This is a genomic window from Hahella sp. NBU794 (assembly GCF_050749805.1).
Lineage (GTDB): Bacteria > Pseudomonadota > Gammaproteobacteria > Pseudomonadales > Oleiphilaceae > Hahella.
This window is the reverse complement of the sequence record NZ_CP192738.1, coordinates 3,521,012-3,537,958: the sequence shown is the minus strand read 5'-3', so window position 1 is coordinate 3,537,958 and position 16,947 is coordinate 3,521,012. Positions and strand designations below refer to the sequence as shown.

14 protein-coding genes are annotated in these 16,947 nt (G+C 58.1%); 9 read left to right on the top strand and 5 right to left on the bottom strand.

Annotated elements, in window-relative coordinates; translation table 11 throughout:
* The first annotated feature begins 37 nt into the window (after positions 1 to 37).
* From ACQYWX_RS15845 to ACQYWX_RS15810, 8 genes are all read left to right on the top strand, one after another.
* Complete coding sequence (locus ACQYWX_RS15845; protein ID WP_431685476.1) at positions 38 to 1,543, top strand: hypothetical protein; 1,506 nt, start codon at positions 38 to 40, stop codon at positions 1,541 to 1,543.
* Positions 1,540 to 3,135, top strand: a complete 1,596-nt coding sequence (locus ACQYWX_RS15840) for a lipopolysaccharide biosynthesis protein (RefSeq protein ID WP_431685475.1) — start codon at positions 1,540 to 1,542, stop codon at positions 3,133 to 3,135. Before ACQYWX_RS15845 ends, ACQYWX_RS15840 begins: the two co-directional genes overlap by 4 nt.
* Complete coding sequence (locus ACQYWX_RS15835; protein ID WP_431685474.1) at positions 3,132 to 4,397, top strand: glycosyltransferase family 4 protein; 1,266 nt, start codon at positions 3,132 to 3,134, stop codon at positions 4,395 to 4,397. The genes ACQYWX_RS15840 and ACQYWX_RS15835 overlap by 4 nt, the downstream gene beginning before the upstream one ends.
* Positions 4,398 to 4,401: 4 nt before the next feature.
* Positions 4,402 to 5,475, top strand: a complete 1,074-nt coding sequence (locus ACQYWX_RS15830) for a polysaccharide pyruvyl transferase family protein (RefSeq protein ID WP_431685473.1) — start codon at positions 4,402 to 4,404, stop codon at positions 5,473 to 5,475.
* On the top strand, positions 5,472 to 6,581 hold the full coding sequence (locus ACQYWX_RS15825; protein ID WP_431685472.1) for a glycosyltransferase family 4 protein: 1,110 nt from the start codon (positions 5,472 to 5,474) through the stop codon (positions 6,579 to 6,581). The genes ACQYWX_RS15830 and ACQYWX_RS15825 overlap by 4 nt, the downstream gene beginning before the upstream one ends.
* 2 nt (positions 6,582 to 6,583) lie before the next feature.
* Positions 6,584 to 7,027 (top strand): UDP-N-acetylglucosamine--LPS N-acetylglucosamine transferase, encoded by a 444-nt coding sequence (locus tag ACQYWX_RS15820; protein WP_216740000.1) that lies wholly within the window; start codon positions 6,584 to 6,586, stop codon positions 7,025 to 7,027.
* Entirely contained in the window at positions 7,024 to 7,506 is a 483-nt protein-coding gene (locus ACQYWX_RS15815; protein ID WP_216739999.1) for a glycosyltransferase, read from the top strand. Before ACQYWX_RS15820 ends, ACQYWX_RS15815 begins: the two co-directional genes overlap by 4 nt.
* A gap of 377 nt (positions 7,507 to 7,883) precedes the next feature.
* Positions 7,884 to 8,999: a hypothetical protein gene (locus tag ACQYWX_RS15810; protein WP_431685471.1), complete on the top strand. Its 1,116-nt coding sequence runs from the start codon at positions 7,884 to 7,886 to the stop codon at positions 8,997 to 8,999.
* A 188-nt stretch (positions 9,000 to 9,187) separates the two neighbouring features.
* On the opposite strand, the gene ACQYWX_RS15805 is transcribed toward ACQYWX_RS15810, so the two are convergent.
* Together ACQYWX_RS15805 and ACQYWX_RS15800 are read right to left on the bottom strand one after the other, a co-directional pair.
* Entirely contained in the window at positions 9,188 to 10,720 is a 1,533-nt protein-coding gene (locus tag ACQYWX_RS15805; protein ID WP_431685470.1) for a hypothetical protein, read from the bottom strand.
* Positions 10,721 to 10,792: 72 nt separating this feature from the next.
* The gene (locus ACQYWX_RS15800; protein WP_253938708.1) at positions 10,793 to 12,181 is read right to left on the bottom strand and encodes an undecaprenyl-phosphate glucose phosphotransferase; all 1,389 of its coding nucleotides are present in this window, start codon (positions 12,179 to 12,181) and stop codon (positions 10,793 to 10,795) included.
* 419 nt (positions 12,182 to 12,600) lie between these two features.
* On the opposite strand from ACQYWX_RS15800, the gene ACQYWX_RS15795 reads away from it, so the two are divergent.
* Positions 12,601 to 13,386, top strand: a complete 786-nt coding sequence (locus tag ACQYWX_RS15795) for a rhomboid family intramembrane serine protease (RefSeq protein ID WP_431685469.1) — start codon at positions 12,601 to 12,603, stop codon at positions 13,384 to 13,386.
* 36 nt (positions 13,387 to 13,422) lie between these two features.
* Here ACQYWX_RS15795 and ACQYWX_RS15790 read toward each other — a convergent pair whose 3' ends face one another.
* From ACQYWX_RS15790 to ACQYWX_RS15780, 3 genes are read right to left on the bottom strand one after another with little or no spacing between them, the layout of a single operon-like run.
* Positions 13,423 to 15,531, bottom strand: coding sequence for a 3-hydroxyacyl-CoA dehydrogenase NAD-binding domain-containing protein (locus tag ACQYWX_RS15790; RefSeq protein WP_431685468.1), 2,109 nt, complete (start codon positions 15,529 to 15,531; stop codon positions 13,423 to 13,425).
* A 15-nt stretch (positions 15,532 to 15,546) separates the two neighbouring features.
* On the bottom strand, positions 15,547 to 16,614 hold the full coding sequence (locus tag ACQYWX_RS15785) for an acetyl-CoA C-acyltransferase (RefSeq protein WP_431685467.1): 1,068 nt from the start codon (positions 16,612 to 16,614) through the stop codon (positions 15,547 to 15,549).
* Complete coding sequence (locus ACQYWX_RS15780; protein ID WP_431685466.1) at positions 16,571 to 16,855, bottom strand: hypothetical protein; 285 nt, start codon at positions 16,853 to 16,855, stop codon at positions 16,571 to 16,573. The genes ACQYWX_RS15785 and ACQYWX_RS15780 overlap by 44 nt, the downstream gene beginning before the upstream one ends.
* Between the last annotated feature and the right edge of the window lie 92 nt (positions 16,856 to 16,947).

Below are 16,947 nucleotides of genomic sequence, written 5' to 3'. Positions count from 1 at the left end.
CCGGAAGGACTCTTACTTTTAATCGAAAGGATGTTCGATGATTTTCAGTCAGCAGTTGCAAGCCGGCGCAGGCAGCGCGTTGGTATTTTTTGAGCGATACGGGGTGGAAGCGCTGATCATTCTGGGGGCGCTGGGCGCCGCCGTTGTATTCGGCGTGGTCGCCTCCACCGGCAACCTGTTGCTGGCGGGTCTGGCGGCGGGCATGATCGTCGGCCTGCTGGCGTTCGCCAACGCCGCCATCACCCTGTGGTTGATCCTGTTTTTAGGCCTGTTCGTAGCCGGCTTGGCGCCCATCTGGGCGGAAGGCCTGAGCAAGAAAGCAGTGTGGGGCATTTCCGTGCTGGGGCTGATCCTGTTCCTCAGCGCCGCCTCGCGCCGCCTGCTCAATCCCGCCAGCGCCGAAAAGCAGCCGCTGTTTATCTGGCTGGCGCTGGTGTTTGTCGGCTACGCCTTATTGAACGGCGCGGCGCAATCGACGCTCTTTGAACTCGCCAGCGGATTCAAACGCTACTTTCAGGTCATGGGCGTCTGTTTCGCACTGGCCTGGCTAAGTTTTTCCCGCGCGGACATGGACCGCTGGGTGCGGCTGTTCGCGGCGCTGGTGATCGTGCAATTGCCGTTCGCGCTCTATGAGCTGCTCAAGCTCGTGCCTGTCAGGGAAAGCCTGCAATACGCCTATCCCGGTATGATCCCCATCGACGTGGTGGCCGGCACTTTCGGCGCAACCCGTTACGCCGGCGGCGCCAACGCCGAAATGGCGAGTTTTCTGGTGATCGCTCTGGGCTTCCTGCTGGCCAGACGCAGCGAAAAGCTGATAACGCCGCGCCACTTTGCAGTCCTGGGACTGTTCGCTCTGACGCCGCTGTTCCTCGGTGAAACCAAGGTCGTGGTGATTTTTCTGCCGGTGATGTTCGTCACCCTGTATGGCCGGGAGTTGTTGAGAAAACCTCATCTGGCGGTGCTGGCGTTGATCGTCGGCGCGTTGCTGACACTGGGCGCCGCCTACGCCTATCTGCAACTGGTGAAGGCGCAGAGCCTGTCGGAAATGCTGTCCGACACCATGGCGTACAACATGGGCGACAAGGGTTACGGCGGCTACTACTTGAATCGTCTCACCGGGTTGCTGTTCTGGTTCCATCAGCAAGGCCTGCATGACCCCGTCTCTTTCTTCTTCGGCTGCGGCATCGGCTCCGCCCACGACGCCACCGGCGGAACCATTGCGCTGCGTTATCCGGGCTTCGGAGTCAGCCTCACGGCATTGTCTTCCTTGTTGTGGGAGCAGGGGCTGTTGGGCTCTCTGCTGTTCTACGGCGTATTAGTGTCGGCCTGGCTGACCGCCGGCAGGTTGCGCGCCGCGCGATTTGGTCGCCGGATCATGGCGGACGCCGCCGGCATTCAGGCGGCGCTGAGTCTTTGCATGATCTATCCGGTTTATCGCAGCACCTTGCTGGAGGGTTTGCCCTTTCAGATTCTGTTCTGGGGCATGCTGGGGTATCTGGCGTGGCTTTACCGTGAATCCCGACATGCGGAGGCGGCGGCATGAGTCATCCTTATTCACGTCAGGCGCTGATTTCCGGCACGAAGAAGTTCCTGTCCGGCAAAGTTATCTCCGCCTTGCTGACCCTCGGCATTCTGTTGGTGACGGTGCGTTTGCTGCCGGTGACGGAATACGGCGCCTACGTCACTCTGCTGGCTATGACGGAAATTGGCCGCTCCCTGGCGCAACTGGGGCTGGCCTGGCTCACCGCGCGGCAGCTTCCCGAGTATCGCCTTAAGGCGGACGGGCCCCGTTTAATCGGGTTCTGCCGCCGCGTCGTGGCATGGCAAAGCGCGGCGCTTATCGCCTGCGCCTTGCTATTCGCAGGGCTGATGGATGCCTATCTCAGCTGGGCGGGGCTGGAAGCGTTCCGGCCCGCCGCACTGGTGTTTCTGGGCGTCTTTCTGGTAGAGGGCGTTGGCCGTTTCCTGCGGGAGGCGGTGCTCGGGCCGCTGCTGTTGCAGGGCGGCATTCGGGCCAGCATGGTGGGGCGGCAGCTGCTTTATCTGGCTGGGTTACTCGTCCTGTGGCGGCTTTCCGGTTCCAACCTTACCCTGCCAATACTTTTGCCATCAGCGCAAACCTTGGCGCAGCCTGGGATGGGGCTGTACACAGTGGTGCTGATCGAACTGGCGGCGTCCGGGTTTGGAACCGCCGTCGCTCTGGCGTGCCTGATCAAATTCTGTCGCTCGATGCGCGGATTACAGGGGGAGGCGGGCTGGACGGAGCCGTCCATTCGCCAGCAATGGTGGCTATCCCTGCACATGTATTTCGCGCACTTGCTGACCTTGCTTTACAGCCCGCAGGCGCTGGTTAATCTGCTGCAGAAATACCTGGGGCCGGAGGCCTCCGCGGTGTTCGGCTTTCTGCGCACCTTGAATGACCAGATTGCGCGTTACCTGCCGGCGTCGCTGCTGTTCAGCCTGATCCGGCCGAAACTGGTGGCGGTCTACGTCAACGGCGGCGGCGCCCCTGAGCTGAGTCGCCTGACCAATTCCGCCGGCAAAGTCAGTCTGGTGATACTGCTGCCGTTGGTGTCTGTGGCGGCGGTATTCGGCGACGAACTCATCCAGCTTATTTCCGGCGGCAAATTCAGCGACTCCGGTTACCTGTTCTTCGGATTCCTGTTGTGCCTGATCCCATACAGCCAGCGGCTTTTACTGGAAACCGCCGCCGTGACGATGGATCAGGCCAACCTGTGTAAATGGGGCGCAGCCCTGGGCTTGATCACGTTGCCCAGCCTGTGGGCGCTGCTGCACTTGGGCATCGGCGTGTGGGCGGCGGTGATCGCCATCGGGCTGGGACATGTGCTGTTTAACAGCTTCATCATCGCGGGGCTCAAGCAGCGGTGCGACTACGCCTTCGACTGGCTCAATCAGACCAAACTCATTCTGGCCATGGCGGTGGCGATCATTCCCGGCGCGATCAGCCCGGACGTTTCCGTCGCGGCGCTCGGCGCCGGCCTTATTCCATTGCTGGGTTATTCACTGCTGATCGTCGGCGCTTTCGTGGTGTCAGTGTGGTTGCTCCGGCCTTTCACCGTAGAGGAGACAGGATTGTTGAAATCGCTAGTTAAGAGAGGCGCGCGCGCGGCATGAGAACGATGAGACTGCTTTATCTGACGCCAGGGTTATTTCCCGCCCGACGAGTGGATGTGGGCCTGCTTTTTGGCGACGGTTTACCCCGCCATGGGGTGTATTCCGACATTGTCGCGTTTCGCAAACCCGGCGCGCAGGAACAGGAGGAGGCCTGGGGCGGCGGCGAGGCGATTCTGGCGGACCCGCCGCGCCGACTCAAACATCTCGCCGTATTCATGCATATGTTCATGGCGCTGGCGCAGTCCCGACGCGACCGGCATGACGGCGTACAGGTGCGGGATATGCCCTTTATCGCGTTAATGGCGCTGATACTCGCCCGTCTCAAAGGCATGCCGTTCCTGTACTGGTGCTCTTATCCCTATCCGGAAGGCCAGATAGACCGCGCCCGCCGGGCCACAGGTTTGAAGAAGCTCGCTTCGCTGCCTTTGCTGTTGCGCGGACTGCTGGGACGCTTTGTTCTGTACCGACTCGTGCTGAGTCGGGCGGATCATATCTTTGTGCAGTCGGAGCGAATGAAACAGGACATGGCGGGCCGGGGCGCGCCCGCCGAGCGTATGACCCCGGTTCCCATGGGCGTGGATCTGGAACGCATGCAGGCTTCCGTAGCGGCTTTTGATGCGGACGCCACAGACGATGTCAGCGTCGATAAACGCATGCGGGGCCGACGCGCGCTGATTTATCTGGGCAGCCTGGATTACGTCCGCAATATCGAAACCCTGTTTGAAATGGCGTCGCTGCTGCGCTGGCGCCTTCCCAATATTGTGCTGCTGATCGTCGGCGACACCCATGATCAACAGCACAAAGCGTGGCTGCAGGAGCGGGCGCGCCAGTTGGGCGTCGACGATATTCTGATCTGGACCGGCTGGCTGCCGATTCAGGAAGCCTGGCGCTACATTCGCCAGGCGGAAGTGGGCTTGTCGCCCATTCCCCGGGGCGAGCTGCTTGACTGCTCCTCGCCGACCAAACTGATCGAATACATGGCGCTGGGCGTGCCCGTCGTCTGTAACGACAACCCGGACCAGCAAATGGTGATCGAGCAATCCGGCGCCGGACTTTGCGTTCCTTATACCGCGGAAGACTTTGCGAACGCAGCGGAAACGCTGCTCAAAGAAGCGACGGAAACGCGCCGGCAAAGAATGGAGAACGCCATTCGCTACCTAAGAACCCACAGGGACTATCCAGTCATTGCAAGGAAATTGGCTGGAACCTACTTCGCCATCCATGAGAAAGCCTGTCACGAGGCTCTGAAGCAAGGAAGTTGAAATCATGACCCCGATTTTTTTACCTCTTATCGGTCAATACCAGAACATCGGCGACATCATCCTGAGACGCCCGTTAGCCAAGTGGCTGCAGGGCGATTCGCGATTGCATGTGTTCACCGGCGACGCTCCCGCCGGCTATACCGAGGCGCTGCAGCTGCGCCCGGACGATCATGTCTATACTTCGTTTCTGTCCTGGTATCGCGCCGGTATGGAAGCCAGTCGGCGCCAGAAAAGCATTTATCTGTTCAAGCCCGGAGAAATCCAGTTGAGTCTGAAAGGCATGAAGGAGCACCTTGGCGTGCTGCCCATGGCGAAACGCTTCAAGGCGCGCGGCGGCAGCGTCGCGCGTCTGGGCTCTGGCGTACGTAATTTCTCCAGCTTCTATCGCCGCCTGATAACGCCTTCGCTGAAAGTGTCCGATCTCACCTATTGGCGCGATCAGGGTTCTTTCCAATACTTGGGACACGGCGGCGTGATGCCGGATCTGGCGTTTGCGGAAGGCGGCGAACTCAGCCGTATTTCCTCCATGGAGAACCGTCGCTATCTGATTGTGTCCATGCGCGGCGACCGGCCGGCGCCCAACGACGCCTGGCGGAAGGCCGTCCGTGATTTCGCGCAGAAACATCATCTGGAAATCATGGCGGTGACTCAGGTGCTGATGGACTCCGCGCGCTCCCGCGAGCTGGCCGGCAGCCTGGGCGGGCAGGTTCTGGACTGGGACGGCCATGACCATATGCAGCAGGAGATGCGTTTGCGGGATGTCTATCGGCGCGCGGCGCTGGTGGTCAGCGACCGCCTCCATGTACTCATCGCCGCCTATACGGAAGGCGCCGCGCCAGCGGGTCTGACCACGGATAATTCCAGCAAAGTGGACCGACATTTTGAGGCCATCGGATTGAAAGGCGTGGGGCAAAGCGCCGCGACCTGGTCTGCGGAACGCATAGGCCAGTTTCTGGAGGATACGCTGCGACAGCGGGAAAGTTATCTGAATACGCTGGGGCAGGCCAGGGTGTCCCTGGACGGTATCCGCAAAGAGCTGGTGTCTTTCGTGGAGGCGGTGCGGAGGCGTGAAGCATGAGCTTAAACAAGTCGACGCCCGTGGTATGGCACGTAGGGCGACATGGCGAGGTGGCGGGCGGTATGACCCAGGTGATCAACGCCTACCTGAACTGGCCGTTTGAAAACCTCAAAGTGGAGGTAATCCCGTCCCGGGACGGCTCCAAAGGCGTCAAAGCGCTGGGACTGTATTTCAGCGCCATGTGGAGAATTCTGCGCCTGCGTGGACGCAGAACCAAGGACGCCATAGTGGTGCATCTGTCCCAGGACGGTTCTTTCGTGCGTGAGGGCAGTTTGCTAACCCTGGCGCAACTGCTGGGCTTTGGGGTGGTCGCACAGTTACACGGCAGCCGTTTCGCCGAGTTCAGTCGGCGTTATCCGAAACTGGTGCGTTTCGTCCTTTCGAGGGCGAATTATGTTCATGTTCTGAGTGAAGAGACTCGCGCTATCGTGGCCCAAACCCTGGCGCCGGAGCGCATTGTGTATATCCCCAATGCAGTGGCCACCGGCAGGCCGGGCGACAAGGAGAAGCTGGCGGTGTTCGGCGGCGGCGTCACCTATCGCAAAGGCGTGGATGTGCTGGCGCAGGCCTGGGAAGAATTGCAGGCTGAGGGCGATGTCGATCCGACGCTTAACGTCGGCGCCTGGAAGCTGGTCATCGCCGGGCCGATCATTGATGCGGGCGTGGTTCCCGAGACGCTGCGCAACGCTGAATTCGTGGGGGGCCTGTCCCATCAGGCGCTCATGGATCTACTGGACCGCGCCGCCATTGCGGTGCTGCCTTCCAGAGACGAGGCGATGCCGATGTTTATTCTGGAGGCGCTGGCGCGGCATTGTTGTGTGATCTCGACGCCGGTGGGCGGCATCGCAAATGTATTGAGCGATGGCCGGGGCCTGCTGGCGCCGGCGGGGGATATTCAGGAATTGCGCCGGGCTTTGCGCTACGCGATCAGCGATGATGACGCGCGCGCGGAACTGGCGGCAAGGGGACACGCCAGCTTTGCGGATACTTTTTCCGCAAAGGTGGTGTACCCCAAACTGGCGACGCTGTGGTTGAGCATCGTCAACCGGCCCAGGGCCGGAAATCTGTCTCAAAAAAGGAACTTTCAGGGAATGACAGGAGAATAAAAATGAAAAAAATACTTTTAGTCGCCTCAGGTGGGGGACACTGGGTGCAACTACAAAGACTGCGCGGCGCGTTTGAGGACCACAAACTGTTATGGATGACCACCGTAAAGGACTACAGTTCGCCTCACAACGAGCCCTGTTTTATCGTGCAGGACGCCAATATGTGGAACAAACTGGCGCTGCTGAAAATGTTCCTGCAGGTGGCGTGGGTAATGCTCAAGACCCGACCGGATATTGTCGTCACCACCGGCGCGGCGCCCGGGTTCGCCGCCATTCTGTATGGTCGGCTTTTGGGGGCGCGCACGATCTGGATAGACAGCATCGCCAACGGCGAGGCGTTGTCCCAGTCCGGCGCCAAAGTCGGCAGATGGGCGCATGTCTGGCTGACCCAATGGGAGCACCTGAGCAAGCCCAGCGGGCCACATTACTGGGGGGCTGTGCTGTGATTTTCGCAACCGTAGGCACTCAACTTGCGTTTGATCGCATGATCAGCGCGCTGGACGACTGGGCGGGGCGCAATCAGGACGTAGTGGTCTATGCGCAAACCGGACCGGCCGAATACATGCCGCAACACATGGGATTTGCGGACTTTCTCGCTCCGGGCAAGGTGACCGACTACATGCGCGAGGCGGAGCTGATCGTCTCGCACGCGGGCATGGGCTCCATCATTACCGCCATGTATTTGCGCAAGCCAGTGATCATCATGCCGCGCAAAGCGTCTCTGGGCGAACACCGCAATGAGCATCAAATGGCCACCGCGAAATGGCTGGCCAACCGCAAAGGCATCATTGTGGCTTGGGAGGCGTCGGATCTGGCGCGCATTCTGGACCGGCGCGCGCAACTGGAATCCGGCCCTGCGATCTCCGAAGTGGCGGATGGCGCTTTGGTTAAAAAGCTGTCACGTTACATTCAGTCCCTGCAATGACGACTACTATTAATAAGGTCAGACTAACTAACAGGAGTCATTCCGCTAGGAGAAACCTACAGCCACCTCAACATAATCCGCTTGCCGGCGCGACGCAGCGCCGGACATCGAGCAGCCGCGTAAGCGTGTTCCGGCGAGCGCTGTTTAGAGCATCAGTTGTCCGCCGCGAAGTGGCTGGCCAACCGGAAAAGCATTATCGGGCCTGAACGACTTCGACTTATCCAAGCATTGGTGGAGGTCCCCGTCATTGCAATCGGGCCCTTTTCTATCCGTGGTCGCGGATGAACCTTTGGTTAATACACTGCCAAGCCGTACTCGGTCGCTGCGGAGCAGCGCCATTTTTTTAGTCAGTCTAACCAACAGGAGTCAGAGTGCTTATGGACAGGCCGACAGCCAACTCGACCAAGTCGCCCGACGTTACGAAACGACGGGCGCTTCTACTTACCGCTCTGGGGTGTTTACTTCCGCCCCTTGATTCGGTCCAGGCGGAAACGCCGCAACTGGACTGGTTTTGGTCATGTAACGACGGAAATCGGGTCGTTTTCAGCTCAGACTTCAACGAAGGCTTATATTTCCAGGACATCCAGCCGGGCAAAACTGCAGAACCCAAACTAGGCACCAATCAGTTTTCCTGCGTGCGCAATTGGATCAATGAACAGAAAACCACCATGGGATTTGGCGGCGCATTCATTAACTATGAAGGCGGCGACCTCACTGAACGCTGGGCGCAGGTGCAGCCGGCGCTGGATGATCCCAGCAACAAGGTGCTCGCTTTCGCGTTGAAAAAACCCAACGTCAATAACGAGAAAGGCAGAGTGCAGTTAGACGTCACTGGCAAGACCGGCTTTAAAGAGTTAAAGCTGAAGGTGCGCATGTATCTGAGCAACAGCTTCAGCATGCTGCGGACCTACCCGAAAACCATTGACTGGCTGTCTCTGTCTTCCTGGTGGAACAATCCCCATTGGGATGGAAATCCTTATCCGTTCGTCGTCAGCGTGAATATCAACAAACCCAGCATAAAGGAGGGGCAGAACCAGCTACGTTTCGCCATACGGGCGCGCACGTTTAATCAGACCACACAGAAGTGGGACGACGCGCTATGGCGTGAAGTCAACCAGACTTTTGAAGTCCCCGTGGGACAGTGGATATCTCTTGAGTACACCTTTATTGAGGGGGATGCGGAGACCGGTCGTTTCCAGATGACCGCGGCGCTGGACAATCAGGAACCCCAGACTATTTTCGACATTCACAACTACACCCGCCATCCTCTCGATCCCTCTCCGGATGGCATCAGTATTATCAGCCCCATGAAACTCTATACTTCTGCGGAGTTGATTGATTACGTCACCGCCAACGGTGGGCTGCTGACGATTCAGTGGGATGATATGAAGATGATCGGCTGCAACTCGCTTGCGGATTGCGAGCCCGATCCGTCCATTCCGGAAAAAGTCAGGATGGCGATTCCCAAAAGACCCAGTCTGGAGTTGGATTAACGGAAGGATTCAATAGCGGTTCGCCGAGCCTGTCACGGCAGACTCGGCGAACCCATTCAGTAACGTCTTTATTATCTTCTTTATTGTTTCGCTTCTCTCACTTCACTTCACTTTGCTTGCTTTACTTTTTTCCTACTTTACAAAATTTGCCTGCGTCATCTACGTCTGGACTGCAGCTGCGGACAAATTCACTCCCACTGCACCTTGGGCAATTCTTCCTTGTAGTTATCAAAGCGATTGCTGAGGGAAAGTTTGTCGGTTGTCCTTGACGCCACGTGCAGGCAGCGATTCAGCATGGCGGGCCAGAGCGGGCGATATAAATCGAGGGTGGCCACATCGCTCAGGCCTTTCGGCAGTGTTTTCCATAGGGGCGAGAGCAGGGAAAAACTGTTGAACTTGCGCACGTCCAGAGACATGAAAGTGCGGAAGACGTCGAAGAAGACGAAGGGCTGCACCGGCGTGAAGAACTGGCTCGCCATTACACAGCCGCCGTGAGTGATCCAGCGCCCGCTGCGCCCGTACAGCGCTTCATACAGGAATATTTTCTTCCAGCCGTCGCAGTTGAAACGCGCCGTGGCGGCATGGAAGTTGTTCAACAACAATTCTTTGCCGGCGGCGTCCAACTGACGGTAGCGGTAACGGATCAGGTCTTCCGGTGTGATGAAACGGAACATCAGGGAAGGGAAGATACGGAACAACGTCCCCCAGGTGGACTCGATATTAAAGTAATACCCCCTTTGCAAGGTGCCCCCCAGGTAGCCGTCGACGAACAGGTTGCCGTCGCCCCATGCTTCATAGAAGTGACGGTACACCACCAGCAGCTCGGAGAGCGGGCGCGACACCAACCCTTTGAACATTTTCTCGCCCAGCTGTTGCGAGAGTTTTGGATAGCTGAGATCGAGCAGAGAAAACTCACGGTAGTCATCGAAGAAGCCGGCGAACTTGCGGGCGACGGGGCGGTCGCCGGTATTCGCCGGTCCGTAGGTGTACCCGTAATGAGTCTTGCCGAGAGACAGCAAATATCGCGAATCCAGTCCGCCGCTTAAAGGCAGAATCTTTTTGCGATCGCCAAAGATCCCCATGCCTTTGCGCATCTTTTCATTGACGTTGTGCAGGTCGCCGGAGCCGTTCAGGTAATCGAAATAGAACGACGTGCGGTCGCGCGACATAATCGCGCCCACTTCCAGCCGCTCGACGCCTTTGAACAAGGTATAGCCGCCAAACAGGTGCCGTTTGATGTTCAGGATGTTTTGCAGCACCGGGTCCACGTCCTTGCCGTCCGCGATGTAGCAAGGCGCCGGCGCGACACGCAGCGTTTCGGATTGCACATCCTGAAAGTGCGGAACCAGCGCGAAGGGATCGGTCACCAGATAGTACTCGCCGCCGGTTTCGATATAGAACAGGTAGCTGCCGGCTTCGATCAGGGAGCACACCGCGGTGCGTTCCTCTTCCGTCTCCGCCCGGAAGAAAGCGCGGGCGAACTCGCTGATATTGCCTAAACGTCCGTTGAAGACGAAGTGTCCGCAGCCCACCGCCAGCGAGCGCGACGCTTCATCGGCGTAGGCGACGCCCTCTGGCCAATTGGCGCGATGCACATCCACTAAAATGTGGGCGCCAAGAGGAGAGTCGAACTCATGTATGTCCGAGGGGGCGCCGATCGAAGAAGAAAATAACTCTACCTCGGCTTTCACGTTGGTAACGTTAATGTACAGGCCTTTCATTGCAAATATCTCTCAAATAAGTGGGAGGTCATATCCATTGCGCGGCGCCCGGATGATGTTCCAGGTCCGGATTCAGTATGCATATTCGTCCTTGTAGACCATGCCAACAGTCATCAGGATGATTTTCAGGTCCAACGCCAGCGACCAGTTGCGCAGGTAGTCGAGATCGAACTCGATCCGCGCCTGCATGCGCTCCAGGGTTTGTGTTTCGCCCCGCAAACCGTTGACCTGAGCCCAACCGGTGATGCCCGGCCGAACTTTGTGGCGAACCATGTAGCCTTTGATGAGCTTGCGATATTGCTCGTTGTGCGCCACCGCGTGGGGACGGGGCCCAACAATGCTCATCCTGCCTTGCAGCACATTGATGAACTGGGGAAGCTCATCCAATGAGGTTTTGCGCAGGAAACCACCGATAGGCGTGAGCCGCTTATCGCCGTTTTGCGCTTGTTTGATGACATCGCCGTCTTCACAGACGGTCATGGAGCGGAATTTGTAGACGATGATTTCTTCGCCATCCAAACCGTAACGACGCTGCTTGAAAATCACGGGACCGGGCGAACTGACTTTCACCATCACCGCGATCACCGCCAACACCGGCGCGATCATCACTAATATCAATGCGGAAAGCACAATGTCGCTCCAACGCTTGATCAAGCCATTGACGCCCCGGAACGGCGTATCGCAAACAGAGACGACCGGCATGCCGGTGACCTGATAGACGTTGCCCTGGATCAGCTTGGTCACGAACATATCGGGAATGAACGATATCGATGCGGTGGTGTCGCCCAGGCTATCGAGAATCGCCAGAATGCGAGGCTGCGTCGTCATGGGCAGCGACAGATAAATACTGTTTATGCGCTGCTCCTTGCAGTAGTCATATAGCTCAGAAAAATCCCCCAGCACCGGCCAGTCGGCGCCTTTGGGCAGTCGGTCCGCCGTTCGGTCATCGAAAAAGCCCAGTATTTCGACGTTGTAATAGGGGCTGCGGGACAGGCGCTTGGCGAGTTCCAGTCCTTGTTCGTTCATGCCCACGATGACCACTTTCTGTCGATCGCCGCGCAGTTGCAGCAATACTGTGAAGTAGCGGAACGCGAGATGCGCGCTGACTTGTAAAGCGGGGCCAATCCACAGCCAGTGAAGAATGGTGGACAGCGAGAATAAGTCGATCGATCGCGTGGCGTAGCCTAAAGACAGAATCAAAAAGGCGATGACGAACCAGCTCAACAGTATGTCGACGAGACAACGGCTCAAAGGTTGGTGTAGTCGTGATTGCCCGGGGAAGGCGACGCAGAATGCAAATAGCGCGGAGATCATCGCGGGCGCTTCAATCGCGTCTTCGAATAGATAACTCACCAGCAATATGCTGATGAACAGGGCGAGGGGGTCTAACAGCGCCTCGCAAAACTGATGCAGATTTTTACGGCCAAAGCCGATCTTCATTGATCGTTGCAGGTTGTCCATGTGTACCTCTAATCCTTGTGTACATCTAATCCTTTACTCCTTGGTTCTTTGTCCTATCGAAAGAGCGTCAGTCTCCTCTAGGGTCCGGAGGTGGGAGGGCTGGGAACAAATGTTCGCGGGCCCCAAAAAGGCGGCGTCAGGCGTCGCAGTGAAAGTCTGTGTCTGTTCATCGTGTTAACGTGCGTCTGCGCCCGGGGTATGATAGTTTCCATTTATACCGAGCCAATATGTCCTTTTAATTTCAACAAGTTAAAAACTTTCGCAGGGAATCCAGCGCGTCCATGCCTTCTTTCTATGAACAGCTAAAAGAAAGAGTCGCCGTTACTTACACTTCAATGATAATCATTCTCGGGATTATACTCGTTTTTGTCTCTATATGGTTAAAAAACGGTGAATTTTGGCATGTCTCAAGTCATGTCATGCTGCAGTGGGGCGCCAACTTCAGCCCGGCGACGCAGAACGGACAATGGTGGCGGCTGGGTACGGCGGTTTTTCTCCACTTCGGCATTATCCACCTGACGCTGAACGTCTGGGCGCTGTGGGACGGGGGGCAGTGGGTGGAGCGCATGTACGGACATACGCGTTTTTTACTCATCTTTATAACGTCGGGACTCGTCGGCAACTTGTTTTCCCTCACTTTCCATATCGTCAGCGTCATCTCCGCAGGCGTTTCGGGAGGCATATTCGGCGTGTATGGAGCGTTACTCAGTTACCTCTGGCTGAATAGAACCCGCGTGCCTTTGATTGAGTTCCGCTGGATTTTCTTCGGCGCCGCTATTTTTTCCCTGCTCACCATTGTCTTTGGTTTCCTGGTGGACGGCATCGACAACGCCGCTCACGGGGGAGGGCTCATTACCGGACTGATTCTGGGAGCCCTGCTGATTCCCCGCGACGCCCGCCAACTTCATCCAGCCAGTCTAGCATGGGTGGCGGGAATGGCGAGCGCCGCACTGATCGGACTGTTGATTGTCATGCCTGAGCCGGTTCCCCTGCAGTCTTTCCAGCATTCTAACCAGACTACCACTGTCCCCATGGAAGACGACGTGACTGATGACGACTACAACCGATATAACCACTACAACTATAGCGACAGTTTCGAAGCGCTCTCATCGCGGCCTTATGACAATGGCCCGCCATCAGCGGAAACGTTGGAGAGCCTGAAGGCCTACGCCGGGGAACAACGCGCAAACTCCCATCAGCCCTAGAATATATATTGGCAGTCAGAGAACCCTATAGCCGCATCAGATTTCTTCGCTCTCGTTCGTCCCCAGGGCGAAGATGTCCCATCCTTTATCCGGAGTGAAACGGTCGCCATAGTCCTGCGTCATTAAGATAAGCTGGCGCTTGATTTGCGTAGGGCCGCGAGCCTCGATATAGCGAAAGGGACCGCCTCTGAACGGCGCAAAACCCGCCCCCAACACCATCGCCAGATCGCCATGGTCTGGGTGTTCAATGACTTTTTCTCTCAAACAGGCCACGGCTTCGTTCAACATGCGGTAGATCATGCGCTGACGGATGGCTTCCATTTCCGGGTCCTCTGGTCGCGAAACCCGGTTTTTTTGCGGCTCGCCATCCTTGTACTCATAAAATCCCTGACCGGTTTTGCGACCGAGACGGCCTTTCGATATCCAGCTTTTGAACATTTCCGGCGCGTCGCCACGAATCAATCCGCTCATGTGCTCTGCAACATCCAGACAAATATCGACACCCACCAGGTCCACGGTTTCCGCCGGTCCCATGGCCATGCCGAACTCTTCCGCCGCCGCGTCCAGCGTCTCTGCAGGGATGCCCTCGTCATACATCATCATCGCCTCCAGCAGATACGGGGTCAGCACCCGGTTCACGAAAAATCCAGGGGTGCTGTTAACGGGAGTGGGAACGCGTTTGATAAGAGAGGCGAAAGCCATAGCGCGTTCAAACGCCTGTTGAGAGGTTTGGTCGCCTTTAATCACCTCCACCAGCTGCATTTTGTCGACCGGGTTGAAGAAATGGCAGCCCACCAGACGCTCGGGACGGGCAAGTCCGCGCGCCAATTCATCAATAGGAATGCTGGAGGTATTGGTGGCCAGAATCGCGTCTTCTTGCATGCGCGGCTCTATGTCTTTGTATAGCTGCAGTTTGGCTTCCCGTTTTTCCGGAATCGCCTCCAGCACCAGATCCGCCCGGGTCAGGCCGATACCTTCGGGGTCCGGCGTCAGGCGATCCCGCGCGACCATCGCCAGCCGCTTGTCCTCAAGCTTATGCTGGAACAGCGTATCCGCATGCCTGTACGCTGTAGCGATGCTTTCGGGGTCTTGATCCTGCAAGGTGACGCGCAGCCCTTGGAGCGCGCACCAGGCGGCGATATCGCCTCCCATAGCGCCTGCGCCAATGACATGCACATGACGAATCTGATCCCGCGCCTTGTTACCCATGCCTTTCAGTTCCTGTTGCAGCAAGAAAATGCGCCGCAGGTTTTGCGAGGCGGGGGTGCGGCTCATGGCGACAAAGGACTCTGCTTCTTTATGCAGCATTCTTTCCGTGTCCCGGCCATGATGGTCCCAAAGGTCGACCACGGCGTAAGGCGCGGGATAATGGCGACGGTCCGCGCGTTTACGCAGTCGCCGCTCCAGTTCCGACGCCACCGGGCCGCTCAGCACCGAAGCGTTCAGGATCTTGCCGCCGAGGCTGGGTTCATGAGGCTTGGGATTGTCTCGCAGGATGGCGAGTACGGCGTTGGCGAACTGACGGCGGGGCGCGATGTGGTCCACCAACCCCAGTTCCTGAGCGCGTTCGCCGGAAACCGGTTTACCACTGAGAATCATGTCCATGGCGTCGGTGACGCCGATCAATCGGGGCAGACGCACCGTGCCGCCCCAGCCGGGATGAAGGCCCAGCTTCACTTCGGGAAAGCCGAGCTTAGCGTCAGCCGCGGCGATGCGGAACCGGCACGCTAAAGCCAGTTCCAATCCGCCGCCGAGGCAATAGCCATGAATCGCCGCCACCGTGGGATAGGGCAGCGCTTCGATACGATTGAAAATCTGTTGGATGGACAGAAGACGATCAACAGGTCGTTCAAGACTTTGCAGTTGCTCGATCAGGTTGATGTCGGCGCCGGCGATAAAGCCCGCATCCTTGTCGGAGATAAAAGCCAGGGCGCTTGGTGCGCCGGAGCTTGCGGCCTGTTGCTCCAGCAAGTCGACAATGCGGGCCAGTTCCCCAAGCACTTCCGTCCCCAGCAGGTTGGCGGAAGCGCCCTGTTGATCCAGACGCAACCAGAGAATGTTGTCAGCGTCCCGCTGTAGACGCCAGTGCATAAAGGCGGACCGTTCCAGTTCGCTGATAGGGTGGGTTTCTTGAGTCTGCTCCATGGTTAGGTTCTCCCTTTACGATTCAATATTTTCCACCAACATCGCGCCGCCTTGTCCGCCGCCGATGCACAATGAAGCGATGCCGCGTCGCGCCTGATGACGGCGCAGGACGTGGATCAGGTGAAGGACAATGCGGGCCCCGCTGGCGCCGATAGGGTGGCCAAGTCCGATGGCGCCGCCGTCTACGTTCAGGCGTGTCATATCCAGCTCTCCCAGGGCCTGCTCCAGCCCCAGCTGCTCTCGACAATAGGCGTCGTCGGCCCAGGCGTTCAGGCAGGCCAACACCTGCCCGGCGAAAGCTTCGTTAATTTCCCAGTAGTCGATATCGCTCAGGCCCCATCCGCGTTGCTTGAGAATGGCGGTTGCGGAGAGGGTGACGCCGAGTCCCATCATGGAGGGATCAAGCGCCGCCCAGGCGGTATGAGAGAGACGGGCGATAGGGGTAAGGCCATGCTTCTTCAGGCCCCGTTCACTGGCCAGCAACAGCCAGCAGGCGCCGTCGGTGATTTGCGAGCTGTTGCCGGCGGTGACGCGACCAAAGGGGTCAAAGGCGGGTTTAAGTCGCGCCAGGGACTCTGGCGTGGTGTCCGGACGCATGCCGTTATCCTTGCCGTAAAAGGTTCCATTCGGGGCGTATAGCGGCGTGCGCTCTTCCTTAAAGTAATCGGCCTCGTCGGCGTGGGCCAGACGTTGCTGACTAAGTGCGGCGTATTCGTCCATGGCCTGTCGCGATACGCCGAAATGTTCCGCCTCTTTTTCTGTGGTCTGGCCCATATTGAGGCCGACAATGGGGTCGGTCAGGCCGCGTAACAGGCCGATAACCGGTTCTACGTATCGGGTTTCGAACTCGGGAATCAGTTTGATTTTTTCCAGCGGAGAGTCCGCTTTACGCCAGTCCGCCAGCCAGTTGAGCATATCCTCGCGCAGCAGTACCGGAGCGTGGCTCATGGCTTCAACTCCCCCGGCCAGAATCAGATCGGAGCGCCCGTCGGCGATGCTGGCGGCGGCGTTGTCCAACGCCTGCATGCCGGACGCGCAGTTACGATGCACCGTGTAGCCGGGCGTCGCCTCGCCGCACCCCATTTCTCAAGGCCGCCACGCGACCAATGTTGGCTTCGTCCGGACCGGCCATGGTGTTGCCGAGTATGACTTCATCAATCGCCTCCGCGTTAAACGGCTGGCGCAGCAGCAACGCAGCGCCGGTCTGCGCCGCGAGATCGCCGGCGTGAAAAGGACCAGGTCTGTCGCCGGCTTTAATGAAGGGGGAGCGGGCGCCGTCCACCACATAGACGGGCTCGGAGGGTTGAGATTCCTGTATAGACATAGGTTTCCTCGCTTCAGCTATTGCATTCCATTGACTGGTGACAGGGGCAAGAAACATGCCCCGGCTGCCGCAACCTTGTTATGGCGGACGGG